21 protein-coding genes, 1 tRNA gene and 1 pseudogene are annotated in these 26,404 nt (G+C 62.8%); 7 read left to right on the top strand and 16 right to left on the bottom strand.

The features are described from left to right. Positions 1 to 47: 47 nt before the first annotated feature. The 4 genes from HB778_RS08180 to cpdR form a co-directional block, all read right to left on the bottom strand. A complete protein-coding gene (locus tag HB778_RS08180) occupies positions 48 to 632 on the bottom strand; it encodes a site-specific integrase (RefSeq protein ID WP_183462902.1) in 585 nt (194 codons plus the stop codon). Beyond that, complete coding sequence (locus HB778_RS08175) at positions 587 to 985, bottom strand: hypothetical protein (protein WP_183462900.1); 399 nt, start codon at positions 983 to 985, stop codon at positions 587 to 589. The genes HB778_RS08180 and HB778_RS08175 overlap by 46 nt, the downstream gene beginning before the upstream one ends. Positions 986 to 1,159: 174 nt before the next feature. Further along, positions 1,160 to 1,234: transfer RNA gene (locus HB778_RS08170), tRNA-Val, on the bottom strand. A gap of 118 nt (positions 1,235 to 1,352) precedes the next feature. Then, positions 1,353 to 1,715: a cell cycle two-component system response regulator CpdR gene (cpdR, locus tag HB778_RS08165; protein ID WP_010911372.1), complete on the bottom strand. Its 363-nt coding sequence runs from the start codon at positions 1,713 to 1,715 to the stop codon at positions 1,353 to 1,355. 163 nt (positions 1,716 to 1,878) lie between these two features. On the opposite strand from cpdR, the gene HB778_RS08160 reads away from it, so the two are divergent. Both HB778_RS08160 and hisN read left to right on the top strand, forming a co-directional pair. Further along, positions 1,879 to 2,820: an N-formylglutamate amidohydrolase gene (locus tag HB778_RS08160; RefSeq protein ID WP_183462898.1), complete on the top strand. Its 942-nt coding sequence runs from the start codon at positions 1,879 to 1,881 to the stop codon at positions 2,818 to 2,820. A 370-nt stretch (positions 2,821 to 3,190) separates the two neighbouring features. After that, positions 3,191 to 3,964, top strand: coding sequence for a histidinol-phosphatase (gene hisN / locus HB778_RS08155; RefSeq protein WP_183462896.1), 774 nt, complete (start codon positions 3,191 to 3,193; stop codon positions 3,962 to 3,964). Positions 3,965 to 3,989: 25 nt separating this feature from the next. Here the strand turns inward: hisN and HB778_RS08150 are convergent, their stop codons facing one another. The 4 genes from HB778_RS08150 to HB778_RS08135 all read right to left on the bottom strand — a co-directional run bounded on the left by HB778_RS08150 (position 3,990) and on the right by HB778_RS08135 (position 6,578). Beyond that, the gene (locus tag HB778_RS08150; RefSeq protein ID WP_183462893.1) at positions 3,990 to 4,820 is read right to left on the bottom strand and encodes a helix-turn-helix transcriptional regulator; all 831 of its coding nucleotides are present in this window, start codon (positions 4,818 to 4,820) and stop codon (positions 3,990 to 3,992) included. Positions 4,821 to 5,039: 219 nt separating this feature from the next. Next, positions 5,040 to 5,276: a DUF1127 domain-containing protein gene (locus tag HB778_RS08145; RefSeq protein ID WP_183462891.1), complete on the bottom strand. Its 237-nt coding sequence runs from the start codon at positions 5,274 to 5,276 to the stop codon at positions 5,040 to 5,042. Between the two features lie 3 nt (positions 5,277 to 5,279). Then, positions 5,280 to 5,435, bottom strand: a complete 156-nt coding sequence (locus HB778_RS08140; protein WP_183462889.1) for a hypothetical protein — start codon at positions 5,433 to 5,435, stop codon at positions 5,280 to 5,282. Between the two features lie 165 nt (positions 5,436 to 5,600). Further along, positions 5,601 to 6,578 carry an alpha/beta fold hydrolase gene (locus tag HB778_RS08135; RefSeq protein ID WP_183462887.1) on the bottom strand — a complete coding sequence of 326 codons (978 nt, stop codon included), beginning with the start codon at positions 6,576 to 6,578 and terminating at the stop codon, positions 5,601 to 5,603. A 481-nt stretch (positions 6,579 to 7,059) separates the two neighbouring features. Between HB778_RS08135 and HB778_RS08130 the strand changes: the two genes are divergently transcribed. After that, complete coding sequence (locus HB778_RS08130; RefSeq protein WP_013893124.1) at positions 7,060 to 7,527, top strand: Hsp20 family protein; 468 nt, start codon at positions 7,060 to 7,062, stop codon at positions 7,525 to 7,527. A gap of 82 nt (positions 7,528 to 7,609) precedes the next feature. On the opposite strand, the gene HB778_RS08125 is transcribed toward HB778_RS08130, so the two are convergent. Then, positions 7,610 to 8,662 (bottom strand): threonine aldolase family protein, encoded by a 1,053-nt coding sequence (locus HB778_RS08125; RefSeq protein ID WP_183462885.1) that lies wholly within the window; start codon positions 8,660 to 8,662, stop codon positions 7,610 to 7,612. 495 nt (positions 8,663 to 9,157) lie between these two features. Here HB778_RS08125 and gltB point away from each other — a divergent pair, with 495 nt between their 5' ends. Then, complete coding sequence (gene gltB, locus HB778_RS08120) at positions 9,158 to 13,918, top strand: glutamate synthase large subunit (RefSeq protein WP_183462883.1); 4,761 nt, start codon at positions 9,158 to 9,160, stop codon at positions 13,916 to 13,918. A gap of 142 nt (positions 13,919 to 14,060) precedes the next feature. Then, the gene (locus HB778_RS08115; protein WP_183462881.1) at positions 14,061 to 15,515 is read left to right on the top strand and encodes a glutamate synthase subunit beta; all 1,455 of its coding nucleotides are present in this window, start codon (positions 14,061 to 14,063) and stop codon (positions 15,513 to 15,515) included. Between the two features lie 31 nt (positions 15,516 to 15,546). On the opposite strand, the pseudogene HB778_RS08110 reads toward HB778_RS08115, so the two are convergent. Then, a pseudogene (locus tag HB778_RS08110) lies at positions 15,547 to 16,775 on the bottom strand (SGNH/GDSL hydrolase family protein). Between the two features lie 27 nt (positions 16,776 to 16,802). Continuing rightward, a complete protein-coding gene (locus tag HB778_RS08105; protein ID WP_183462879.1) occupies positions 16,803 to 18,026 on the bottom strand; it encodes a lytic murein transglycosylase in 1,224 nt (407 codons plus the stop codon). Positions 18,027 to 18,238: 212 nt separating this feature from the next. Here HB778_RS08105 and galU point away from each other — a divergent pair, with 212 nt between their 5' ends. After that, positions 18,239 to 19,267, top strand: a complete 1,029-nt coding sequence (gene galU / locus HB778_RS08100) for a UTP--glucose-1-phosphate uridylyltransferase GalU (RefSeq protein ID WP_244661871.1) — start codon at positions 18,239 to 18,241, stop codon at positions 19,265 to 19,267. Positions 19,268 to 19,308: 41 nt separating this feature from the next. On the opposite strand, the gene HB778_RS08095 is transcribed toward galU, so the two are convergent. Then, positions 19,309 to 21,108: an outer membrane beta-barrel protein gene (locus HB778_RS08095; protein WP_183462877.1), complete on the bottom strand. Its 1,800-nt coding sequence runs from the start codon at positions 21,106 to 21,108 to the stop codon at positions 19,309 to 19,311. 208 nt (positions 21,109 to 21,316) lie between these two features. Here HB778_RS08095 and HB778_RS08090 point away from each other — a divergent pair, with 208 nt between their 5' ends. Next, entirely contained in the window at positions 21,317 to 22,318 is a 1,002-nt protein-coding gene (locus HB778_RS08090; protein WP_183462875.1) for a KpsF/GutQ family sugar-phosphate isomerase, read from the top strand. A gap of 196 nt (positions 22,319 to 22,514) precedes the next feature. On the opposite strand, the gene HB778_RS08085 is transcribed toward HB778_RS08090, so the two are convergent. The 4 genes from HB778_RS08085 to hemH form a co-directional block, all read right to left on the bottom strand. Then, on the bottom strand, positions 22,515 to 22,979 hold the full coding sequence (locus HB778_RS08085; protein ID WP_095199398.1) for an NfeD family protein: 465 nt from the start codon (positions 22,977 to 22,979) through the stop codon (positions 22,515 to 22,517). A 23-nt stretch (positions 22,980 to 23,002) separates the two neighbouring features. Next, a complete protein-coding gene (locus HB778_RS08080; protein ID WP_172224522.1) occupies positions 23,003 to 23,953 on the bottom strand; it encodes an SPFH domain-containing protein in 951 nt (316 codons plus the stop codon). A 121-nt stretch (positions 23,954 to 24,074) separates the two neighbouring features. Further along, complete coding sequence (locus HB778_RS08075) at positions 24,075 to 25,286, bottom strand: NAD(P)/FAD-dependent oxidoreductase (protein ID WP_183462873.1); 1,212 nt, start codon at positions 25,284 to 25,286, stop codon at positions 24,075 to 24,077. 53 nt (positions 25,287 to 25,339) lie between these two features. After that, positions 25,340 to 26,404 carry a ferrochelatase gene (gene hemH, locus HB778_RS08070; RefSeq protein WP_183462871.1) on the bottom strand — a complete coding sequence of 355 codons (1,065 nt, stop codon included), beginning with the start codon at positions 26,402 to 26,404 and terminating at the stop codon, positions 25,340 to 25,342.

Below are 26,404 nucleotides of genomic sequence, written 5' to 3'. Positions count from 1 at the left end.
TGCTTTTCGCAGGCTTTTTATGCGCGGGGGTCTATTTACAGCGTCGGCTATTGGAGTTTTTTCGCAAGTTGTGCCTTGTCCGCGTGGGCATACCTCAGAAGCATTCGAATATCCCGGTGACCGCTAATAGACGCCACTTCCGGCACGGTTAGACCTTTCTCGAAGAACCGCGAGATCGCCTCGTGCCGCAGGTCGTGGAAGTGCAGGTCGTCGATTATTGCCCGTTTTGTCAGTTTGTCCCATGCGAGACGCACCGCAACAGGCGTGAGCGGAAAGATACGTGCATTCTGTGCTTTGCCCTTTTCGTTCATCACGGCAATGGTTGTCTCAAGGATGGCCACGGCCAGCGACGAAAGCGGGATGGTTCTTGAATGGCCGTTCTTTGAGTCCTGTATGGTTGCCATACATCGTTCAATGTCCACGTCACGGAACCGCAGAGCAAGAATCTCTCCCCGTCTCATGGCCGTTTCGAGTGCCAACCGGACGATCGGGATCAACATTCGGTTTCGGGTCTTTCGTCCTGCGATCAAAAGCTTTTCGAATTCGCCTTCCCTCAGCCGCCTATCCCTCTTGTTGTCCTTCACCTTCAAGGCGAGGTCGGTAAGCGGGTTGCGGCGGAGGGGAGATTCCAATCCATCCTTGCAACTTCAAACATGTTGCTGAGTGGAGCGATCTGGCGCTTCAGGGTTTTGCCAGTGATCGTTTTCAGCCGTTCGTCTCGATAGGTCGCAAAATCGGCTGTTGTCAGTTCCGAGAGGCGCTTATTGCAAATCTTGTGCCGCAGGAATGCTTCAAGCACGATCCTCTCGATTGCAGCCCCCTTCTTGGCAGGTACGATCTCATCTAGATAGCGTTGGACAAGTTGGGCAAGGGTGATCCTCTCCAGTTCCTTCCTGTTGGGTCCAAGCTCTGCCCTGTCTGCCAGTCTCTCTTGATGCCTCGCCCATTCCTTAGCGTCGGCCAGGAGTCCGAACGTCTTGGTCAAAGGGGCAACGCCCTTCCTGCGAATCTGGACTTGGTATTTGTCTCGGTGCTTCCGAATTGTGGCCATGACGACCCCTTTGCTGTGACCAATTTGTGACCAGCAGCCAATTCAAGGGTCTTTCGAAGGACTTTGTTCTTGATAGCTAAGTTATTGAAAAAGCTACCAGAAACCGGATGGTGGGCGTGACAGGGATTGAACCTGTGACCCCTGCAATGTCAATGCAGTGCTCTCCCGCTGAGCTACACGCCCATCCGAAGCCGCGCATACACCATTTTTGGTCCGGCGCGTCAATAGCGAGAAAAAGGAAAGAAGGCGTCGTCTCGCCGCACCGGCAAACAGGTGCCGATGCCTCAGCGGAAGGGGCGGCTCAGGCCGCGTGCAGCATCTTCTCGACCTCGTTGACGAGATCGCGCAGGTGGAAGGGCTTCGACAGCACCTTGGCGTCTTTCGGCGCCTTGGAATCCGGGTTCAGCGCAACGGCGGCAAAACCGGTGATGAACATGACCTTGAGGTCGGGATCGATCTCGGTGGCGCGGCGCGCCAGTTCGATGCCGTCCATCTCCGGCATGACGATGTCGGTCAACAGCAGCGAGAACGGCTCCTCGCGCAGCCGCTCATAGGCGCTGGCGCCGTTGTCGAAATCGCTGACTTGATAGCCGGCGCGTTCCAGCGCCTTGACGAGGAAACGACGCATATCGTCGTCGTCTTCCGCCAGAAGAATGCGTGCCATGATATCCCGTCCGAATCACCCGCTCGAGACTGCCGTCGGGCAGGCCCGTTAACCATCCTGTATATGAGGAGGTGACGGTAAACATCAAGTGAACGCGGCGAAGCATTATCCGCATTCGGCAAGGCGATGCGAATGGCGAAATGCTGGACATGCGGCCAGCAAGGTGGCACTTTCATACCATGATGCATCGGTGTTTTCGGGTTCGTGCAAATTGAAGACGGCAGCCGAGGATTTTGCGGTCGTTCAACCCTTCGAAATCCGATCGGGCGCCGAGCAGCGCGTCCCCTTCCTGTTCAACTCGCCGCATAGCGGCCGCTACTATCCGGAACGCTTCCTCGCCATGGCGAGGCTCGACCGCAACGCCATCCGCCGCTCGGAGGATTGCTATGTCGATGAGCTGTTCGGCGGCGCCGTGGCGCTCGGCGCGCCGATGCTGGCGGCGAATTTTCCGCGCGCCTATCTCGACGTCAACCGCGAGCCCTGGGAACTCGATCCGCGCATGTTCGCCGAGCCGGTGCCGTCCTTCTGCAACATCCGCTCGGCGCGGGTGGCGGGCGGACTTGGCACCGTGCCCAAGCTGGTGGGCGAGGGGCTCGACATCTATTCCGGCCGCCTGCCGCTCTCCGAAGCCGTTGCCCGCATCGAGGCCGTCTACAAGCCCTATCACGAAACGCTGAAGCGGCTTTTGACCAGAACCCATGCCCGTTTCGGCTTTGCCGTGCTGATCGACTGCCATTCGATGCCGGCAAGCATTCGTGTCGGCGACAGCGGCCTGCGGCCGGACTTCATCATCGGCGACCGTTTCGGCATTTCCGCCACGGCGGCCCTGACCGAGACGGCGATCGGCCTGCTGACCGCGATGGGCTATACTGTCGCCCACAACAAGCCTTATGCCGGCGGCTTCATCACCGAACATTACGGCCGCCCGGCGCGCCATCTGCATGCGCTGCAGATCGAGGTCAATCGCGGGCTCTACATGAACGAACGGACATTCGAGAAGGTCGCCGGCTTCGACGCGCTGGCCGACGATCTGACGCGATTTTCAGCGGATCTGATGGCAATGCCCGACCATCATTTCATCGACCTGCCGTTGGCGGCGGAGTGAAATCGGGTCTTGTTTTCATGGATGTCGTCGCCCCAGAACCGCTAAGCACTTTTGGGCGACATGCATTGGAAATCGCGGCGTAAAAAAAGACCGCATCGTTTGCACGATACGGTCGAAGTCTAGGGAGGAAACGCCCAAGGAGGGCATGGACAGGAAAACCTGTCCGAGATTGAGGGTATTGTGCGGTGCACAAATGTCAAGCGACCTTCAGGCTTTTTTAATTCAGAGTGATGTGGAAATTGCGTTTCGATGACATTCATGTGACATTTGGGCAACAGCTGTCGCGACGAATAAATCGATAAACAGGCTTGTTTTGGCGGGAAAGTGTCGGCAGAGCCCAGTTGGGCACTCGGCAATGCGGGAGAATCAGTTGGATATCAGCATCGATTTCATGCGCCGTATCGCGCACGCGGCAGCGGCCGAGACCTTGCCGCGCTTTCGCGCCCAGGGTGCCGTGGCCAACAAGGAAAAGGGCAGTTTCGACCCGGTCACCGAAGCCGACCGCGAGGCGGAACGCGCCATCCGGGCGCTGATATCGGCGCAGTATCCCGACCATGGCATTCTCGGCGAGGAGCACGGCAGCGAGAACATCTCCAGCCGGCATGTCTGGGTGATCGATCCGATCGACGGCACGCGCGCCTTCATCTCCGGCCTGCCGGTGTGGGGGACGCTGGTCGGGCTGACGGTCGACGGCGACGCGGTCGCCGGCATGATGGCGCAGCCCTTCACCGGCGAACTGTTCTACGCCAACGCCTCGGGCTCGCACTATGAGGGGCCGGGCGGCCCGCGCAGGCTTTCGACCCGCAAGACGACCAGCCTGGCGGATGCCACGCTGTTCACCACGACGCCGGCGCTGTACAAGGGCGAAGCACGCACCCGCTATGACGCGTTCGAGAAGCAGGTTCAACTCGCCCGCTACGGTGCCGATTGCTATGCCTTCGCCATGATCGCATCGGGAAGCGTCGACATCGTCGCCGATCCGGGCCTGAAGCCCTACGATATCGTGGCGCTGATCCCGATCATCGAGAAGGCCGGCGGCGTCGTCACCACCTTCGATGGCGGACCGGCGGAAAAGGGCGGCGATGTGCTGGCGGCGGCAACACCGGAGTTGCATGCGGCCGCCATGGCGGCTTTGCGCGGCTGATATCGCTGCGCTTGCTTGAACCGCACTAACGCAGCTTGATCGAGCGCTGGAACTCCGCCGGCGTGCGTCCGTAGACCTGCCTGAACGACGCACTGAAATGGCTGTGGCTGGAGAAGCCGAGATCCATGCCGAGCGTGGTCAAATTGTCGTAGCGGCCGAGCAGGTCGAGCGCGCGCGCCAGCCGCAGGCGCAGATGGTAGCGATAGAGCGGCATGGCCTCGACCTGCTGGAACATCTGCGTCAGATAAACCGGTGAAACGCCGACCTCGGCGGCAATCTCGGCCAGCGTCCAGCGCCGCGACAGGTCCGACGCCAGGACGAGCTTGGCGCGGTCGACCAGCTTCTGCCGTCCGGGGCTGGCCCCGGCGACATGCGAGGTACGCTCGCCGAGCGAGCGCCGCACCAGTGTCAGCGCCAGGGTCTCGGCCTCCAGCGTTTCCGCAACGTTGCGGCGCAGGCTGTGGCGCAGCAGCGCCACCAGTGCCTGCGCGCGCGGATCGATGCGCCGGCGCTGGCGACGAAACGCCAGGACGCCGCCAAAGCGCAGCTGCTCCTTCGGCGCCAGTTCCCGCAATTGGCCTTCCTCGATGACGAGGTCGAGGCAGGCATCGCCGCCCTCGACGGGATGGCTGACCTGGTAAGGCTCGGCCTCATTGAAGAACAGCAGCTGATTGGCTTCAGCGACCGCGTCATTGCGGCCGACATGGCGCACGAAGACGCCGCGATAGGGAAACACCAGATGCGTCGCCGCCGTGCACTCTTCATCGCTCCTATGCCGGCATTCGCCGCTGCAGAGGACATCCCGCACTCTGACCGTGCCGGTGTCCAGAAGCGGATGAACCGTGAATTGCGACATAGCCGTTGTGCTCTTCCCTCGTACCGGAAAACGATTCCGGAATGACGACGGTCAGTTTACGCAAGCGGCCTGCCCAATCCTGTCAGGAGACTTCTCGGCAAGCGCCTCTCAATCCCACAGAAGCAGTTCGCCGTTTCATGGAATCGGCGAACTGCTCCTGCTTTTTGTTTTGACGCAATTCCCGTGGGAAAACCGCTTCCCACTTTTCCCGGAATTGCTTTAGCGCCGCCTGAACTCCGAATAGGCCTGGCCGCGCGACAGACCGATGTCCTTGAGCTGTTCGTCGGTCATTTCCAGCAAGGCAAGCCGGCTTCGGCGTTTCTCCATCTGGCGGGCGATCCATTTCGCTGCCGCGATGCATTGGGTGTGCAAGGCCTGCGGGATGGTTTCGGTGCGGACCGGCGGCGCCGGGACCTGGCCAGCCGGGCGTTGTGCCGCTGCGTGATCGGTGCGCATGGCTCAATCCTCGCTCGCGCCGGCCGCCGAGGCGCCGGCCTCGTTCAGCGCCTTCGCGCATTCCTCGCAGCAGACCTCGACGGTCTTGCCGCCGACCTTGACGCGGATCGGGTTGGCGTCGAGCTGGCAATCGCAGGCGGCGCAGGTTTTCTCGGTCATGATTTCATCTCCATGGCGTTCAATTCGACGCATTAAGATGAGCATTCCGGGGCAGCGCGGGCTGTCAGAATCTTTAGCGCTTTGCGTGCCGCGGGGCGCGGCCGATCGATCATCCTGACAACGGTGTGTCAGCTATGCCGGCCTGTGAAGGAACCGCGGCGCCGGTCAGGCCGTCGGATCGTCGGAGCCGGGGATGAAGGCGTCGAAGGCGGCGAGGAATTGTTCGCGGTAGAGGTCGACTTCCTGCAGGATTTCATGCTTGGAGCCGTCGATCATCAGCAGGGAACCGAGCCTCAGACTTCTGGCGTAGGCTTCCACCGCCCTGGTCGAGACGACCTGGTCGGCGCCGGCCGCGACGACCAGCAGCGGCACCTGGATCCTTGCCATGAAGTCTGGATCGCTGACCGCTTCCGACGCCTTCGCCGCTGCCTGCAGCCAGCGGATCGTCGGGCCGCCAAGCGCCATTCGCGGGTGCTCCTCATAGATGCGCGTATTGCGGCGATAGCGCTGCGGATCCGACGTCACCTTGTTAGCCTCGAAAGGCAGCGTGTGTCTGGGACGTGGACCCCAGGCGGCATAGAGCCGGCCAAGGCCCAGAGCGCAGAAAATCGAACAGATGCGGCGGACCGTCGTGATCGAGACCGGCAGGTCGGGGAGTGTCAGGAACGGCGCGATCAGCACCATGCGGCGCACGCGGTTCACCATCGACGGCGCAGCAAGCAGCGCGATCACTGCGCCTGCGGAATGGGCGAGGATGTAATACGGCCCGCGGCAATCGGGCAGCACGATCTCCTCGAAAAACTGCTCCAGATCGGCCGTATAGTCGCGGAAGGAGCGGACATAGCCGCGCTGGCGATCGCGGATCAGCCGGTCGGAATCGCCCTGGCCACGCCAGTCGAGCGTGGCGACGCCAAAACCCCGGGCGGCAAGGTCGCGGATGGTTTCGAAATATTTCTCGATGCACTCGTTGCGGCCGGACAGCAGCACCACCGTGCCCCGCATCGGACGCGTCACCGCCGCGAACAGGCCGTAGCGGATCTTCTTGCGATCGCGCGTGACGAAGAAGCCGCCGGTGGCGTTTTCCGGTCGCGGATTGCCCTCGGTATCGTGGAAAAGCGGCGTGTCGTCGAAAAGGTCCGTCATGCGGCGCTTTGTGCTCGGCGTCTTCAGGTGCCAGCCTGTCGCGGCTGGCCTCGTCAAGGTGATAGACGCCAACGCATCAAAAGCAAAGCAAATCCGGGTTGTGCCAGGACTGCGACGGGGAAGGCCGGAAGCCGCTCGAAGGCGTGCTTCCGGCCTCTGTCGATCCGGGAGGAAGGGACGTTAACACCCGGTTCGGCCTCGTTGCGGCGCCTCTGTAAATTCCGGCGCCGCCAATCCTTGATCTTGACGTCACTTTAGCGGCGGCTGCCTGAACGGGCGCCGAAGCGACGGTTCATCTGCCGTTCATCAAGGGCAGGGCGCTTCGCTTTTTGCCATACGGCGAAATCTTGAAATGCCTTCCGGCGCTCCCCAGATGTGGGTTGCGGTCGCCAATGTTGGGGCCGCTGGTCCTGCCGAAACGCCGCTTACGGGTTTCGCACCGGCCATACGCAAACCATGTTGCTCAACAGGAGAACACCTCATGCGTCACGTTGATTTTTCCCCGCTCTATCGCTCGACCGTCGGCTTCGACCGTCTCTTCACAATGCTGGATTCGCTGGCGCAGCCCGATGGCGCGCAGACCTATCCGCCCTACAATATCGAGCGCACCGGTGAGGATTCCTACCGGATTTCGATGGCGGTCGCCGGCTTCTCGGACGAGGAAATCTCGATCGAAGCCCACCGCAATGTGCTGACCGTGAAGGGTGAGCGCAAGGACGAGGGCACCGGCGAAGGCTCCGAGCTGCTCTATCGCGGCATTGCCTCCAGGGCCTTCGAGCGCCGCTTCCAGCTTGCCGATCACGTTGAAGTCGTCGGTGCCGCGCTGAAGAATGGCCTGCTCTTCGTCGACCTCAAGCGCAACATTCCCGAGGAGTTGAAGCCGCGCAAGATCGCGATCACCTCGGCTCCGGCCAAGGCCAAGCAGATTGAGGCCAAGACCGCTGCGTAATGTAGCCCAGGAATAGAAGCGTCTCCTCCCGAGACGAAAGCGGCGCCGAAAGGCGCCGCTTTTTTGTTGTCCGGAAAGCTGACTATCCGGCGATCAATTGGCCAAAGCGATCAACTTCCTCGGCTGACGTCGCGAAGCTGGTGACGAAGCGGTAGAGCAGTTCGTTCTCGCCGATATGGCCGTCAAAGCCGTGCGGCTTGTGCCAGTCGTAGAAGGCAGCGCCCGCCGCCTGCAGCCTGTCGGCCTCGGTCTTCTTGATCACCGCGAACACTTCGTTGGCTTGCGGCAGCCAGGCCAGTGTCGCGTGGGCCGAATCCTCGATTGCTGCCGCCAGGCGCGCGGCCATGGCGTTGGCGTGGCGCGCGGTGTCGAGCCATTGGCCGTCCTTGAAATAGGCTTCGAACTGCGCCGCGACGAAGCGCGACTTGGAAAACAGCTGAGCGGCACGCTTGCGCAGGAAGGCCAATTCCTTGGCGCGGTCGAGGTCGAACAGCACGATCGCCTCGGCGCACCAGCAGCCATTCTTGGTGCCGCCGAAGGAGAGGATGTCGACGCCACGTTTCCAGGTCATTTCGGCCGGTGTCGTTTCGAGCGCCGCCAGCGCATTGGCAAAGCGGGCGCCATCCATGTGCAGCGGCACGGAATGCTGTTTGGCGATGGCCGAAATCGTCTCGATCTCGTTCAGGCCGTAGATGGTGCCAACCTCGGTCGACTGGGTGATCGAGACCGCCATCGGCCGTCCCCAGTGGACGATTTCGGGCGCGAAGCGGCCAATGGCCCGCTCCAGATTGTGCGGGTCGATCTTGCCGAGCGCGCCGTCGACGGCATGCAGGCGCGAGCCGCCGGAAAAATATTCCGGCGCGCCGCACTCGTCTTCGATGACATGCGATTCTCGGTGGGCAAAGGAGATGCCGCCGGGCTTGTTGAAGGTGGTCAGTGACAGCGAGTTGGCGGCGGTGCCGGTCGCCACGAAGAACACCGCGACCTCGCGCTCGAAAATCTCGCTGAAGCGCTGGTAGACCGCCTGGTCGAGCGCGCTGTCGCCATAGGCGGTGGCAAAGCCGCCGGCCGCGGCCGACAGGCCGGCAACGATATTGGGATGGGCGCCTGCCCAATTGTCGGAAGCGAAGAACATGCATCTGCCTGTGTTGGGGGAAATCGGTGGGGAGTTGACCGGTTTCACGTCCCAACCGCAAGGGGCCAGATGCCGGAAAACCGTTGAAGCCAATCAACTCAGCGCTAACGGGTTGGCGACTGAAGCTTACGTTTTCCCTCAACTTCACGTAATTTTCTGTCGCGGAAAGCCCAAGTTTTTTGTGAATCGGTCTTGTGTGCGTCGGGGAATTCTGCCATAAAAATTTAGGACAGTAGTGCTGTCTTATTTTGTCGCACAAAACAGGCTGGATTGGCGTAACATATTGGCCTCTCCGGCTGTTGCTGCGAGCGACAGGTGGACGGCCAGACTCTGGCCTGTACGATACCAGACGCGAACCATGCGGAAAGCCGCCTGGTTCGGCAAGGATTTCGAAAAGACGTGCCGCAAGGATCAGGGTGAGCCAAGCGCTTGCCGAGGCAAATTAGCGACCTAAGAATGGCCAGCGCCTGAAGGGCTGGAATGGAGGACAGGACAATGACGGACATGACGCTCTCTGCGACGAACGGCCAGGCCGCGCAGACGAAAGCGGCTGCCGTCAAAAATACGTCCCGAACCGCCATTGGCCGAACCGACATCGGCCGAACCGATATTGGCCGAACCGGTTTTGCCCCTCGGGGTCTCTACGATCCGCGTAACGAACATGACGCCTGCGGCGTCGGCTTCATCGTCAACATGAAGGGCGTGAAGTCGCATCAGATCGTCAAGGACGGCCTTGCCGTGCTTGAAAACCTGACGCATCGCGGCGCCGTCGGCGCCGACCCGCTGGTCGGCGACGGCGCCGGCGTGCTGGTGCAGCTTCCCGACCAGTTCTTCCGTGAGGAGATGGCAGCGCAAGGCATCGAACTGCCGGCGGCGGGCCAATACGGCGTCGGACACTGGTTCATGCCGCAGGACGCGGCGCTGCGCGCCCATATCGAGGACATCATCGCCGAATCGGCGCAGTCCGAAGGGCTGCCGCTGCTCGGATTCCGCGACGTGCCCGTCGACAATTCGCCGCTGTCGAAGGCGCCCGACATCGTCGCGTCCGAGCCGTTCCATCGCCAGGTGTTCATCGGCCGCACGGCGGACATTCCCGATGACGAGGAATACGAGGCCCGGCTCTATCTGCTGCGCAAGGTCATCTCGGGCCGTATCTATGCCGAGAACGACAACAAGGATATCGGCGCCTATTGCGTGTCGCTGTCGGCGCGCACCATCGTCTACAAGGGCATGTTCCTGGCCTATCAGGTCGGTGCCTACTACAAGGACCTCAAGGACCCGCGCTTCGAGACCGCGCTGATCCTGGTGCATCAGCGCTTTTCGACCAACACCTTCCCGTCGTGGAAGCTGGCGCATCCCTACCGCATGGTCGCGCACAATGGCGAGATCAACACGGTGCGCGGCAACAACAACTGGATGGCGGCGCGCCAGGCCTCGGTCGATTCCGAACTGTTCGGCAACAACATCTCGAAGCTGTGGCCGATCTCCTATGACGGCCAGTCGGACACGGCCTGCTTCGACAATGCGCTCGAGTTCCTGTTCCAGGGCGGCTACAGCCTCAGCCATGCCATGATGATGCTGATCCCGGAAGCCTGGGCCGGCAACAAGCTCATGGATGCCGATCGCAAGGCCTTCTACGAATACCATGCCGCGCTGATGGAGCCATGGGACGGACCGGCTGCGGTCGCCTTCACCGATGGCCGCCAGATCGGCGCCACGCTCGACCGCAACGGATTGCGCCCGGCACGCTACATCGTCACCGACGACGACCGCGTCATCATGGCTTCGGAAGCCGGCGTGCTGCCGGTGCCGGAAGAGAGGATCGTCAAGAAGTGGCGGCTGCAGCCTGGCCGCATGCTGCTGATCGACCTTGCCAAGGGCCGCATCGTGCCGGACGAGGAGATCAAGTCGGAGATCGCCACCAAGCATCCCTACAAGACCTGGCTCGCCAACACGCAGCTCATTCTGGAAGATCTGAAGCCGGTCGAACCGCGCGCGCTGCGCAAGGATGTCAGCCTGCTCGATCGCCAGCAGGCGTTTGGCTATACCCAGGAAGACACCAAGCTGTTGATGTCGCCGATGGCGACCACCGGCCAGGAAGCCGTGGGATCGATGGGCACCGACACGCCGATTTCGGCGATGTCGGACAAGTCGAAGCTGCTTTACACCTACTTCAAGCAGAACTTCGCCCAGGTCACCAATCCGCCGATCGACCCGATCCGCGAGGAACTGGTGATGAGCCTGGTGTCGTTCATCGGGCCGCGGCCGAACATCTTCGACCTGGTCGGCAATTCGCGCCGCAAGCGGCTCGAAGTGCGCCAGCCGATCCTGACCAATGGCGATCTGGAGAAGATCCGCTCCATCGGCCACACCGAGGACCGTTTCGACACCAAGACCATCGACATCACCTATGGCTCGAATGAGGGCGCTGCCGGCATGCAGGGCGCCATCGACCGGCTCTGCGAGCGGGCGGAGGCGGCGGTCGCCGGCGGCTACAACATCATCATCCTGTCCGACCGCCAGCTCGGCCCGGACCGCATCGCCATTCCGGCGCTGCTCGCGACGGCGGCGGTCCATCACCATCTGATCCGCAAGGGGCTGCGCACCTCGGTCGGCCTCGTCGTCGAATCCGGCGAACCGCGCGAAGTGCATCATTTCTGCTGCCTCGCCGGCTATGGCGCCGAGGCGATCAACCCCTATCTCGCCTTCGATACGCTCACCGACATGCACAAGCGCGGCGAGTTGCCGGAAGAGGTCGATGCCTATGAGGTGGTGTCGCGCTACATCAAGTCGATCGGCAAGGGCATCCTCAAGGTGATGTCCAAGATGGGCATCTCGACCTACCAGTCCTATTGCGGCGCGCAGATTTTCGACGCGATCGGGCTGAAGAGCGATTTCGTGCAGCAGTATTTCACCGGCACCGCGACGCTGATCGAAGGCGTCGGGCTGGATGAAGTCGCGGGCGAGACCGTCAGCCGCCACACGGACGGTTTCGGCAATGATCCGGTGCTGCGCAACAATCTGGAGGTCGGCGGGGAATATCTGTTCCGCATGCGCGGCGAGGCGCATATGTGGTCGCCCGACGCGGTCGCCACCTTGCAGCACGCCGTGCGCCAGGGCTCGTGGGAGACATTCAAGGAATATTCCGCGCAGATCGACAGCGAGACGGCCCGCGCTCAGGCCATCCGTGGTCTGTTCAAGATCAGGCTGGCGGAGGAGACCGGGCGCAAGAAGGTCGCGCTCGATGACGTCATGTCGGCAGCCGACATCGTCAAGCGCTTCTCGACCGGCGCGATGTCGTTCGGCTCGATCTCCAGGGAAGCGCACACCACGCTGGCGCGCGCCATGAACCAGATCGGCGGCAAGTCGAACACCGGCGAGGGCGGCGAAGAAGCCGACCGCTATCTGCCGCTGCCTGGCGGCAGCAAGAACCCAGAGCGCTCGGCGATCAAGCAGGTCGCCTCGGGCCGCTTCGGTGTGACGGCGGAGTATCTCGTCAATTCCGATGTCATGCAGATCAAGGTCGCGCAGGGCGCCAAGCCCGGCGAAGGCGGTCAGCTGCCTGGCCACAAGGTCGACGCCACCATCGCCAAGGTCAGGCATTCGACACCCGGCGTCGGCCTGATCTCGCCGCCGCCGCATCACGACATCTACTCGATCGAGGATCTGGCGCAGCTGATCTACGATCTGAAGAACGTCAATCCGGCGGCCGACGTCTCGGTCAAGCTGGTGTCGGAAGTCGGTGTCGGCACGGTCGCGGCCGGCGTCGCCAAGGCGCGCGCCGACCACATCACCATCTCGGGCTACGATGGCGGCACGGGTGCCTCGCCGCTGACATCGCTCAAGCATGCCGGCAGTCCGTGGGAAATGGGCCTGGCCGAGACGCATCAGACGTTGGTGCTGAACGGCTTGCGTTCACGCGTGGCACTGCAGGTCGATGGCGGCTTGCGCACCGGGCGTGACGTCATCATCGGCGCGCTGCTTGGCGCCGATGAGTTCGGCTTCTCCACCGCGCCGCTGATCGCGGCGGGCTGCATCATGATGCGCAAGTGCCACCTCAACACCTGTCCGGTTGGTGTCGCCACCCAGGACCCGGTGCTGCGCAAGCGCTTTAAGGGCACGCCTGAGCATGTCATCAACTTCTTCTTCTATGTGGCGGAAGAGGTGAGGGCACTGCTGGCGGAGATGGGCTACACCCATATCGACCAGATCATCGGCGATACCGACCTTCTGGAAAAGCGCGAGATGATCCAGCACTGGAAGGCGCGCGGGCTCGACTTCTCGAAGATGTTCTACAAGCCCGATGCGCCGCATGAAGCTGTGCACTGGACCGAGCGGCAGAAGCACCCGATCGATGATGTGCTCGACCGCAAGCTGATCGAACTGGCCAAGCCCGCACTGGAGGCCAAGCAGCCGGTCAAGATCGAAGTCGACATCCGCAACGTCGACCGTTCGACGGGCGCCATGCTGTCGGGTGAAGTGGCCAAGCGCTTCAAGCACAAGGGCCTGCGCGAGGACACCATCCAGGTGAAGCTCACCGGCACCGCCGGTCAGTCCTTCGGCGCCTTCCTGGCGCGCGGCGTCTCGTTCGAGCTCGTCGGCGCCGGCAACGACTATGTCGGCAAGGGTCTTTCGGGTGGCCGCATCGTCATTCGGCCGCCGGAAGAGGCCAGGATCGTCGCGGCCGACTCCATCATCGTCGGCAATACGGTGCTTTACGGCGCGACCGAGGGCGAAGCCTATTTCGCCGGTGTCGCCGGCGAGCGCTTCGCGGTGCGCAATTCGGGCGTCGCGGCCGTCGTCGAAGGTGTCGGCGACCATGGCTGCGAATACATGACCGGCGGTGTCGTCGTCGTCATCGGCAAGACCGGCCGCAACTTCGCCGCCGGCATGTCGGGCGGCGTCGCCTATGTGCTGGACGAGGCGGGCGATTTCGCCGAGCGCTGCAACATGGCCATGGTCGAGCTGGAGCCGGTTCCGGAAGAAGACGATCTGATGGAAAGGTTGCTGCACCATGGCGGCGACCTCGACCACAAGGGCCGTGTCGACGTGTCGGGCGACATGACCAGCCATGACGAGGAGCGGCTCTACCAGCTGATCTCGAACCACGTGCACTATACGGGTTCGGTGCGCGGCCGCGAGATCCTCGACGACTGGACGATTTTCCGGCCGAAATTCCGCAAGATCATGCCGGTCGAATACCGCCGTGCGCTGATCGAGATGGAACGCATGCGCATGGGCGTCGCGGCCGAATAGACTTGTGAGAATTGCCGGGGAGCCCGGGCTTCCCGGCCCCCTTCATCGACAGTTTGACCTCGGGCGCAAGCTTGCCATGGCTGCCTCAAGAGGTTAACGGGTGCGGCGAAAACCGCACCATCTGGACAGCAGGAACTGGACTATGGGCAAGGTAACAGGCTTTCTCGAAATCGACCGGCAGGTGCACAAGTACCAGCCGGCCTCCGACCGCATCCGGCATTTCCGCGAGTTCACGCTGCCGATGTCGGACAAGGAGGTCGAGAAACAGGCCGCGCGCTGCATGGATTGCGGCATTCCGTTCTGTCACGGGCCGACAGGCTGCCCGATCCACAACCAGATCCCCGACTGGAACGACCTCGTCTATAACAGGGACTGGGACAACGCGATCCGCAACCTGCATTCGACCAACAATTTCCCGGAGTTCACCGGCCGCATCTGCCCCGCACCTTGCGAGGAAGCCTGCACGCTGAACCTCGAGGACATTCCGGTCGCCATCAAGACGGTCGAACAGGCGATCGCCGACAAGGCCTATGAGACCGGCCATATCAGGCCCTATCCGCCGGAGAAGAAGACCGGCAAGCGGGTCGCCATCATCGGCTCCGGCCCGGCCGGCATGGCCGCTGCCCAGCAGCTCGGCCGCGCCGGCCATGACGTCCATATCTACGAGCGCGAGAGCCGCCCGGGCGGGCTGATGCGCTACGGCATTCCCGACTTCAAGATCGAGAAGCACTATATCGACCGGCGCATCGAACAGATGCAGGGCGAGGGCGTGACCTTCCATTGCGGCGTCAATGTCGGCGTCGACAAGCCCGTCGCCGAACTGCTCGCCGAACATGATGCCGTGCTCTATTGCGGCGGCTCGGAAACGCCGCGCGCGGCCAACATTCCGGGAGACGATCTCGGCGGCGTGCATGACGCCATGCCCTATCTGGTGCAGCAGAACCGCCGCGTCGGCGGCGAGCCGATCCAGTCGGTGGCGTGGCCGTCGCACCCGATCATCGCCGGCGGGCAGCATGTCGTCGTCGTCGGCGGCGGCGATACCGCCTCCGACTGCGTCGGCACCGCTTTCCGCCAGGGCGCGGTACGCGTCACCCAGCTCGACATCCGCCCGCAGCCGCCGGAAAAGGAAGACAAGCTCGCCGTCTGGCCCTACTGGGCGACCAAGATGCGCACCTCGTCCTCGCAGGCCGAGGGCGCCGAGCGCGAGTTCCAGGTGGCAACGCTCGAATTCATCGGCGAAGACGGCCAGCTGACCGGCGTCAAATGCTGCGAGGTCGACGAGAAGCGCAAGCCGATCGCCGGCACCGAATTCGTCATCCGCGCCGATCTCGCCTTCATCGCCATCGGCTTTGCCGGGCCGGCCGCAGCCGGCGTGGCGAAGGAACTTGAGGGTGAGATGAAAATCACCACCGACAGCCGCCGCTCCCGGAATGTCGAGGCCAATGACCGCGACTACAAGACCAGTGTCGACCGGCTCTACGCGGCGGGCGATGTGCGCCGTGGGCAGTCGCTGGTTGTCTGGGCGATCCGCGAAGGCCGCCAGGCGGCGCGGTCGATCGACGAGGCGTTGATGGGGACGAGCGTCCTGCCGCGCTGAGTTGCGAGAGGGTCTCAAGAGTTCTGCGTGATTAAGGGGTGATCGCCGTCGTCGTGTCGGCGGCGCGGCTGTCGCCGGCGGCTCGGTCTTCGGTGGCCAGGAGAAATCGTCGGCGCGTCCGGGTGAAGCCTCCGGCGCCTTGCCTTCGATCACCAGTTTTTCCCCAGGGAGAGCCGGATTGGCTTTTACCGGCGGGGCGGCGCCGAGCAGTTCGGTGCCGCCGTCGAGTGCCGGATCGCTGAGCAGCATCGGTACGGTACGGTCGATGACAATGGGCGCGGCCGCCGGCGCCGGTGCCTCGACCGGCGCGCCCGCCGGTGCTGTGGCCGGGGCCACGCTGCCGGGCGCGGCGAGACCCAGGATCTTCATCAGCGGCTTTTCGGTATAGAAGGCGAGTTTGCGCTTGCCGGCCTTGGAGACGTTGATGCCGTCATCGGCGCGCAGCCGCACCGGCTGGCCGTTCATGTCGGGGCCGGTGGTGATGAAGGCGCCGTTCTCGTCGACGAAGCCATCCCAGACATCGACGAATTCGCCGCCATGGCTTTCGGCGGCCTTGTGGTAGATGTCGTTGAAGGCCAGCATGTCGGACGTCATCTTCGGCACCCGGAATGCCGGCATGCCGACCCACAGGAAAGGCACCTTGGCGGTGGCGATGGCCTTGCCGAGTCCGTCGGTGCGGCGCTCATATTCCTTGGTCCAATTCTCCGACCGGGGCTGCTCGCGCACATCCCCCACTTTCATCTGCTGGCGATCGTTGGAGCCCAGCATGACGACCACCGCGGCCGGTTTCTCGGTCTCGATCAGCGTTTTGATCTGTTCTGGCCAGTTGTAGAAATCATCGCGCACAAAGCCGGATGAACCATTGGAGCGGACGACGATCCTGACGGCCGGGTTGTCGGCAAAGGCGGTGTCCAGGCCTTCGGCGAGACCGGATGCCATGAAGTCGCCGACCACCAGGACAGTACGGGCGTCCGGCGCCTTCTCAACTATCGGCACTTGTGGTTCGACCGGCGCACGTGGCACCCGGGGTTTGCGAGGCTTCGGCTTTGCCTTCTGAATGTCGAGCGGCGGCTCGACGCGTTCGCTGCGGCGCGGGAATAGAAGATCGCGTAACGACCAGCCACGATTTTGCTGCGGCTGCTCCTGCGCCATGGCCGGCACATGGAATGTGCCCGCTACGGCAATAGCGAGCACGGCGATGGCCAGGACAAGCACCGGCATGCGACGAACGAACGTCCCAATGCGCCTAGCCCAGACCAAACATTCCTCCCTAGTCCATAACAGGCTCTATTTTTGTCTGAGCCATTTGAGCACTTCCATGCTCGGATAGCCGTCCTGGGTCAAGCCGACCTTCGCCTGATAGGTCATGATGGCCGTCTTCGTGCCGTCACCGATCTTGCCGTCGAACTTGCCGTCATAAAGCCCATGCTGTGAAAGCCGCTTCTGCAGCTCCTGCCTTTCCTCGAAGGAGAGCTTGGTGAAAGGCCGCTGCCAGTCCTGAACCAGACCGTTGCCACCGGCGATCTCGTCGGCGAGAAGGCCAACGGCCAGGGCATATTTGTCGGCATTGTTGTAGGCCTTGATGACCGAGAAATTCCTGACCATCAGGAAAGCTGGCCCGCCACGGCCGTCCGGCACTTTCAGCGTCGCCTTGTCGGTGAGGGTCTTGAACGGCTTGCCGCTGGCCCTGACGACGCCGAGCGCCTGCCACTGCGCCAGCGTCTTCGATCCGGCGGGCAGTTTGCCGGCCGGCAGCGTGACCTCGTAACCCCAGGTCTTGCCGGCCTGCCAGCCGTTCTTCTTCAACAGATTGGCTGATGTCGCCAGCGCGTCGGGAATGGAATTCCAGATGTCGCGCTTGCCATTCCCATCCATGTCGACGGCATAGTGCTGGTAGCTGGTGGGGATGAACTGGGTCTGGCCCATGGCGCCGGCCCAGGAGCCCATCAGGTGGCTTTCATCGATGTCGCCGGTCTGCAGGATCTTCAGGGCCGCGACCAGCTGGGTGCGGGCATATTTGGACCGCTTCGGGTCGCCATAGCCCAAAGTGGCCAGCGAACGGATGACGTTGCGCATGATGTCGTCGCGCTTGAGGATCTCGCCATAGTTCGATTCCATCGACCAGATGGCGAGCAGGATATAGCGGTCGACGCCGAACCGCGCCTCGATCCTGTCCAGCCAGGGCTTCCACTTCTTCGCCATCTGCTGCCCGACGGCGACCGACTGGTCATGGACGCGGTTGTCGAAATAATCCCAGGCGGGGGCGGTGAATTCGGGCTGCGTGCGCGCCTTTTCCAGCACCACCGGATCGGGCTCCTTGATGTCCCTGAAAGCCTGGTCGTAGACAGCGCCGGAAACGCCGCCCGCGATGGCAGTGGCGCGGAAGCCGGCGACCCATTGCCGGAAACCGGCGTCGGCGAAGGCGGGTCCGGCGGGCATCAGCAGAGCGAGCGAGAGGCTGGCGGCCGTCATGACGCTGGTGAAACGTTTTGCGGCATTGCGAACGGACATGTTTTCCTCCTTCTCTGTCTCAGGAAAGACCATTCATCGCCGAACCGGGTTAGGAATTAGTTTACCATAGGTGTCGCCTGGAACGAAAAGACACCCTCGATGCTTTAACCGGTGGAAGTTTCCCTCGCCCGCCCCAGTAATCTTCAATTCCGGCGTGAAAATGTCGCGAGACGGGGATTGCGGAGCCGGCCAGCAAACGGATAATTGAAAGTATGAAGAGAGTTCGCAAAGCAGTTTTCCCGGTCGCCGGTCTCGGCACGCGGTTCCTCCCGGCCACCAAGGCTGTTCCCAAGGAGATGCTGACCGTCGTCGACCGGCCGGTCATCCAGTATGTGGTGGATGAGGCGCGCGAGGCCGGTATCGAGCATTTCATCTTCGTGACCGGCCGCAACAAGGCGGTCATCGAGGATCATTTCGATATCCAGTTCGAGCTCTACGACACGCTGGCCCAGCGCGGCAAGGACGAGCAGCTTGCCCGGCTGCAGCGGCTGCAGCCGGCGCCGGGCCAGACCAGCTTCACCCGCCAGCAGGTGCCGATGGGGCTCGGCCATGCCGTCTGGTGCGCGCGCGAACTGGTCGGCGACGAGCCGTTCGCGCTTCTGCTGCCCGACATGATCATGCAGTCGGAAAAGAGCTGCATGAAGTCGATGGTCGAGCTCTACGAGGAAACCGGCAACAACATCATTGCCGTGCAGGAATGCGACCCGGCGGAGGCTCACAAATACGGCATTGTCGGCCGCGGCGAGGACACGCATCACGGCTTCCGCATCACCGAGATGGTGGAGAAGCCGAAGACCGGCACGGCGCCCTCCAACCTCTACATCAACGGCCGCTACATCCTGCAGCCCGAGATCTTCAAGATACTCGAAGGCCAGGAAAAGGGCGCCGGCAATGAGATCCAGCTCACCGACGCGATGCTGAAGCTGGAAAAGCAGCAGGCTTTTTACGGCTACCACTATCAGGGCCGCACCTTCGACTGCGGTTCGCCCGAAGGCTTCGTCGAGGCCAATGTCGCTTTCGCGCTGTGGCGCAGCGACATGAACGAGAACATGGCCGGTGTCATCCGAACGCTTCTCGACGAGATGAAGCCGTCACAGCGCCGCGGCGCGGCTTTTTTAGGATATGCCGATATTCAGGTGAGGCCGGCCTGCGAATGCCGGCTTCCTGCGCTTCCGGTGCTCACGTACTTTAAGTACGCTCCGCTCCGGTTCTCGGAACCCACCATTCTCGGCGCGGCCTGACCTGAATCTCAACATATCCTTGGTGTTGGTGCGCAAGCACCTCAGCGCTGCACTTTCAGGCCGAGATAGATGCTGTTGGCGGTGTAGTCGCGGCCGGGCAGATTGCTGGTCAGCTTCTCGGTTCTCACCCTTGTGGTGAGGCCGGCATAGCGGTTCAGCCACCAGGTCAGCCCGGTCTCGGCGCTCAAGATCCTGTCATGGCCATCGATGCCGACATAGTGGCGCCAGTCGAGGCCGAGCGCCGCATTTGCGGTAAGATTGGCGCGGATCTGGCGTTCACCGGTCAGGCGGCCGGAATAGAGGATGTCGCCGCTTTCCCCTGATGTGGTCGTGGTCTCGACGGTGGTCTTGCCGGTCAGGCCGATCGTGGTGCCGCGCTCCGGCGACCATTTGAGGTCGGCGTTGACGGTGGCGCCTGAAATCGCCTCCAGGCTCTTGTCATCGATCGCTTCCCGCAGCCAGCCGGCCGAGAATTCACCCGACAGTTTCTCGCCCATGTCGAGTTGCACGCCGGCGCGAGCGCCGAGCCGCGTCGAGGAGCGCTCGAAGCCTTCATTGTCGATGCGCTGATCATAGGCCCGGCGGCCGACCTCGATTTCGGTGAACGGGGTGAGGGCCGGGGAGATTTCGTAGCCGGTGCGCAATGTCGCTGTGTAAAGTGTGTTGTCCTGATCCTTCTGCGACAGCGTGGTGCCGTCCGAAAGCTCGGCGTCGCCATAGAAGTCGTGCGAGACCGCGCCGGTCAGCGTGTACTGCATCTTGCCGATGTGCTTTTCGACGCCGAGGCTGCCGTCGATCGTCTGCCGCAGCGGCTGCGTGCTGACGCCGGCAATGGCATTGGGTGATGACGCCGTCTCCGGTACGGCTTCATAGCCGAGCATGGCGATGGCGCGCAGCTCGTTGTCGAGGTCGACATTGAGCTGGCCTTCGATGCGGCCCTGCGCATTGTGAACCCGGTAGCCCGACAGGGTTTCGCGGAACAGGCCATAGCCGTCGATGGTGGCCGAGTTTTCGCGCCAGTCGGAAACGGCGGTAAAGCGAAGCGCTGTCTCCGACAGCAGCGCCGATGTCCCGGCACTGCTCGAATCGCCGTTCGTGGTGGCGGTCAGGCCTTGTTCGATCGACGGCCGGATGATGAAGGAGCCCCATTTGACGCCGGTGGGCGCGAACGGATCCTCTTCGGCTTTCTTGTTCTGGCCTTCAATGGCAGCGGTGCGCTCGGTGCCGGGATCGAGCTTCTGCCTGTCGGCGCTGTCGACGGTGAGGGCACGGCGGTTGGCCGTCTCCTCATCGGTGCCGGTCGTACTGGCAGCGTCCGTCGTGGAGGCCGTCGTTGAAGCGGTGGTGTCGGTGGTTGCAGCCGTCGTTTTTTTCTTCTTTTTCGATTTGTCGGCCGTCTTGGTGCCCGCTTTGGTCTTGTCCTGATCCGTCGCGTTCTGCCCGGCGATCGATGGGCGGCGGCGAGGCTTGGGCGGCGTCGGAGTGTCGGTGGAGGTGTCGTCGGTCGCCTGCGGTGGATCGAAAACGCTGCCGGTGGCGGCATCGGTGCCCGTGTCGTCGGGGACGGCGCCGGCGCTGGCCGGCAAATAGGTGCGCGCCGGCGTATCGTCCTGCGCGCTGTTTGTCGGCAGTTGCTGGCCCTGGGCGGCAAGGGCGAGCTGCCTTGCCTTGCGCTGCTGGTCGGACAGGATCGCCGATTCGGAAACCTCGCCGCGCAGCTCCGTTTCCTGGGCATGGAGCGGCATCGGGCGCGCCAGCGCAAAGATGCTGGTCGCCAGCAGCAAGGCGCATACTGCCTTGCCCTGTCGTCCTCTTGATTTTTCTGGCTGGGCCCCGGACATCGCCACCACTGCTTGCGCGGCGCTGTGCGCGCCATACTTACCGAACCGTAAATGGGGATGGTTAACGGAGGGTTGAGGCGGCGATCGTTCGCCCGGTTAAAGAGCTGCTGTTTGCGGGATCGTGTGGCCTGCCCGGGGCCTTCACCGTCCGGGCATCAGTGCCATTTCTGTTGGACAGGCGGGCGGCAAAGCGCTAATCGCATCACCCATGCACGCGAAATCCCTCGATAAGAAGCCCCTGGACAGGCAAGCGTCGATTGATTCGGCACTGAGAACGGTGGCAACCGAGCAGGCCGGAATCGCCGCCCTGGCCGAAGCGCTCGAGAACGGACTGGCCGCGCCTTTCGCGCAGGCCGTCGATATGATCTCGAAGATCGAAGGCCGGCTGATCGTCACCGGCGTCGGCAAAAGCGGCCATATCGGCTCGAAGATCGCGGCGACGCTGGCTTCGACCGGCACACCGGCTTTCTTCGTTCATCCCGTTGAGGCCAACCATGGCGATCTCGGCATGATCGCCAAGGACGATGCCATCATCGCCATGTCGTGGTCGGGCGAAAGCCTCGAGCTCAAGGGCATCATCGCCTATTCCAGGCGCTTCTCCATTCCGCTTATCGCCATAACCGCTGGGGAGACATCGGCGCTGGCGCGTGCGGCCGACGTCGTGCTGCTTTTGCCGCGCACCCCGGAGGCCTGCCCGCACGGCCTGGCGCCGACGACATCGACATTACTGCAACTGGTCATCGGCGATGCGCTGGCGATCGCGCTGCTCGAGGCGCGCGGCTTCACGCCGGACCATTTCCGCACCTTCCATCCCGGCGGCCAGCTCGGCGCCAATTTGACGCTGGTCTCCGAGATCATGCGGGTCGGCGACCAGATTCCGCTGGCACTTCTTGGCACCAAGATGCCGGAGGCGGTGATGACGCTGTCACAGAAGAAGGTCGGCTGCGTGCTGATCGTCGACACCAATGGCGAATTGGCCGGGATCATCACTGACGGCGATGTCGCGCGCAACCTGCACCGCCACCTGGCCGACGTCATCGTCGACGAGGTGATGACCCGCACGCCCAAGACGGTTGACCCGCAGACGCTTGCCGGCACGGCGATCGCGCTGCTCAACGAGCACAATATCGGCGCGCTGGTGGTGACCAGGAACAATGTGCCGCTCGGCGTGGTGCATTTCCATGACCTGCTGCGCATCGGCGCAGCCTGAGGTGCATTGATATTCAGGTGAGGCCGGCCTGCGAACGGCGGCTTTCTGCGCCTCCCCGTTCTATTGCGTCGCAATAGAACTGTGCTCACGTACTTAAGTACGCTCCGCTCGTCGCAAGGGCGACCCCATCGCTTTCGGCTCGGCCTGACCTGAATCTCAATACACCTCGCCGCCGTGCAGTGTGTGCTGTGAAAATTCAGACCCGTTCCACCGTCAGTTCCAGGTCCGTATCCGCGGCGCTCGTCACACGCACCTGCGTGCCGGCCGGCAGGTCCGGGCCGGAGACGCGCCACAGCGTGTCGCCGAGCTTGATGCGGCCGCGACCGTCCTTGATTGGTTCGGCAAGTGTCGCCATGCGGCCGACCATCTGGGCGCCGCGCCGGTTGAGCAGTGGCTGGTCCGTCGGATCATGGCGTCCGCCGACCAATCTCTTGCCGACATAGGCCGAGACCAGCGACAGCGCCAGGAAGGCGAGGACCTGGATCTGCCAGGTCCAGATAGCCGCATCCCAGATCAGCAGTGACACCGCGCCGATGATGAGCGCGGCGATGCCGATCCACAGCATGAAGATGCCGGGCGCGATGATTTCCATCACCAGCAGGACGAAGCCCAGAACCATCCAGCTCCACGGGCCGAGTTCGGAAATGACACGATCGATCATGGTGTTCTCATCTGTTGGAGACTTCAATTATCGGTCGGACGCACGACTGGCGGGCGGGCGGCCTGCCTCTGCGAACCGGTCGTGCCTTCGCTGCGGAAGACTTCCTTGGCGATCTCGCCAATTCCGCCGAGCGAGCCAATCAGCGACGACGCCTCGAAGGGCATCAGCACGATCTTGCTGTTGGTGGCGGTGCCGATCCTGCCAAGCGCTTCGGTGTATTTCAGCGCGACGAAGTAGTTCAGCGCCTGCACGTCGCCCTTGGAAATCGCTTCCGACACCACCTGGGTCGCGCGGGCTTCGGCTTCAGCGGAGCGTTCGCGTGCCTCGGCGTCGCGGAAGGCGGCTTCCTTGCGGCCCTCGGCTTCGAGGATCTGCGACTGCTTGAGGCCTTCGGCGGCCAGGATCTGCGCACGCTTGTTGCGCTCGGCGGTCATCTGGCGGCCCATCGATTCGATGAGGTTGGCCGGCGGGTTGATGTCCTTGATCTCGACGCGGGTGATCTTGATGCCCCACGGATGCGCCGCCTCGTCGACGACGCGCAGCAGACGCTCATTGATGGCGTCGCGGTTGGACAACAGCTCATCGAGGTCCATCGAACCCATCACGGTACGGATGTTGGTCATCGTCAGGTTGAGGATGGCGTTCTGCAGGCCGGCAACCTGATAGGCGGCCTGTGCCGCATTGAGGATCTGGTAGAAGGCGATGCCGTCGACACCGACGATGGCGTTGTCGCGGGTGATGATCTCCTGGCTCGGAACGTCGAGCACCTGTTCCATCATGTTCATCTTGGCGCCGATGCGGTCGACGAAGGGCGTAATGATGTTGAGACCGGGGCTCAGTGTCCTGGTGTAACGACCAAAGCGTTCGACCGTATAGTTGTAGCCTTGCGGAACTGTCTTGATGCCTTTGAAAAGCACCAGTACGACAAGCGCGACAAGAACAATGACCGCAATATCGAAACCACTGAAATCCATTTGGCTCTCCCTCAGAAGCAGGCCGCGAGAGCCATTCCCGCGCAGCCGACTTCACCAAAGACTTAAGTGTGTTTCAGATGCGTTACAATCAGGTGATGATGGATTGTTTCTGGGTCTGCACTCAGCGGTTGAAAGTGAAGATCTCTGCATCCGCGTCGGCGAGTCCTTTTATCGAGGCCGAAATAATTTCGGAAGCGACACGCGAGAAGGTGATGCCATTGCCACCGTAACCCATGACTGCATGAATGCGCGGGTGCCTGGGAATGGCGCCGATATAGGGCAGTCCGGTGGACGTGGTGCCGAAGGAACCGGTCCAGGCGAACTCAGGCTTGACGTCGAGATGCGGGAATAATCGGCCGAGTTTTTCGGCAATACGGGCACTCTTGTCGGGGATCAGTTCGTCGCGCCGCGTCTCGTCGACAAAATCCTCGTCCTCACCGCCGCAGATCACCCTGCCGTCGGCCGTCGCCCTGATATAGAGATAGGGATCCGACGCCTCCCAGATAAACGCAGCACCCGGCCAGAGTTTTCGCGGTTGCGGGCGTGTCGCGATCGCCCAGGTCGAGATGATCCGGTGGGCGGTGGCCGGCACGATGTCGACCAGTTCGTAGCCGGTGGCCAGGACAACATGCCGTGCTGTGATGGTGGGGCCGTCTTTCGTGGCCACGGTCACCTCGTCGGTGCTGTCCGTGATCGCCGTCGCTTCGACGGGCGTGTAGAAACGTGCCTTGCGCTCCAGCGCCTTCAACAGCAACCCGGCAGTCAGCTTGCGCGGGTCGAGCGCGATGTTGCCGTGGCTGAGGATGGCGCCGCCGCGGTCGATGCCGAATGTCTCCGCTAGCGGCTGCGGCGTCAGATAGGTGGCGGCAATGCCTGCCTGCCGCCGCGCTTCGGCTTCATCGCGCAGTTCCGACGGGCCAAGCACCGTGCCGGCCAGATATAGCGACTGGGTGCGGCGCAGGCGACAGTCGATTGCGAGATCCTCGATCCGGCCAGCCAGGTTGGAAACGGCGAGCCGTGAGCGTCGCCAGGCCTGCTGTGCCTTGGTCTTGCCGATCATCTTTGAGAGCGTTGAAAGCGGCTGGTCGATTTCGAATTGCACCAGCGCCGTGGTCGCGGCGGTCGAGCCTTTCAGCGGCCCGCGCCGGTCGATGCAGATCACGGCATGACCGTCCGCTGTCAGCGCCTCTGCCATCATGGCGCCGCTGATGCCCATGCCGATGATCAGCACGTCGGTCTTGACGTCCCGGGTCAGGCTATCCGTCGGCACGGCAGGGGCGCGATAGGCGGACCAGACGGGCCGGCCAGTTCTGAGGTCGAGTTTGCGGGGCATCAAGTTCTCCGGAAGGTGCGCCTCAACGCCCCGGAGTGGCCGTTGTTCCGGTGTCAGACCCAACCTAACAGTTCGCGCCGCACCATCGCCTCGATCACCGCCATGCCCTCGGCGCTGTCGTTGAGGCATGGGATGTGGGCGAAATTCTTGCCGCCGGCGTGATGAAAAGTCTCGGCCGCTTCGCGGCCAATCTCGTCCAGCGTCTCGATGCAGTCGACGGAAAAGCCGGGATTGACGATGGCGATCGATTTCACCCCGTCCTTGCCCAGTTTTTCGACGGTCTGGTCGGTGTAAGGCTGCAGCCATTCCTGCGCGCCGAAGCGCGACTGGAAGGTGGTGATCAGCTTTTTCTCGTCCCAGCCGAGCCTGTCGCGCAACAGCCGCGTCGTCTTGAGGCAGTGGCAATGGTAGGGGTCACCCTTTTCGAAGTAGGGTTTTGGGATACCGTGGTAGGAGGCGATGACAACTTCTGGCTCGAAATCCAGCGTCGCGAGGTTCTGCTCGATCGAACGCGCCAGCGCCTCGATATAGACGGGCTCGTCATAGTAAGGCGGCACGCTGCGGATGGCGGGGGCTGCCCGCATCTTCATCAAGGCGCGAAACAGCTGGTCGTTGGCGGTTGCCGTGGTGGTCGCCGAATATTGGGGATAGAGAGGGAACGAAAGAACGCGGTCGCAGCCTTGCGCGACCAGTCTTTCGGCGACGCTCGCGGTCGAAGGATTGCCGTAGCGCATCGCCCAGTCGACGACGACATCGGGCAGGTCGCGCAACGCCTCGGCCAGCTTTTCGCTCTGGGCTCGGGTGTAGGTACGCAGCGGCGACTCGTTCTTCTCCCGGTTCCAGATCCGGGCATAGTTGGCGCCCGACTTCTTCGGCCGCGTGGTGAGCACGAGACCGTAGAGGATCGGATACCAGATCGCCCTGTTGAGCTCGATGACGCGCGGATCGGACAGGAATTCCCTGAGATACCGCCACATCGGCTTGAAGTCGGTGCCGTCAGGCGTACCGAGATTGACCAGCATGACGCCGACCTTGCCGGTCTTGACCGGCGGATGCCCGGCCGGCTGTGGGCCGAGGGCCTTCGCGGCTTTGGGATCGACAGGGGTGGAAAGCGTCAT

Source organism: Mesorhizobium huakuii, assembly GCF_014189455.1.
GTDB classification, from domain to species: domain Bacteria; phylum Pseudomonadota; class Alphaproteobacteria; order Rhizobiales; family Rhizobiaceae; genus Mesorhizobium; species Mesorhizobium huakuii_A.
The sequence above is the reverse complement of the archived record's forward strand: the minus strand, read 5'-3'. Positions and strand labels throughout refer to the sequence as shown.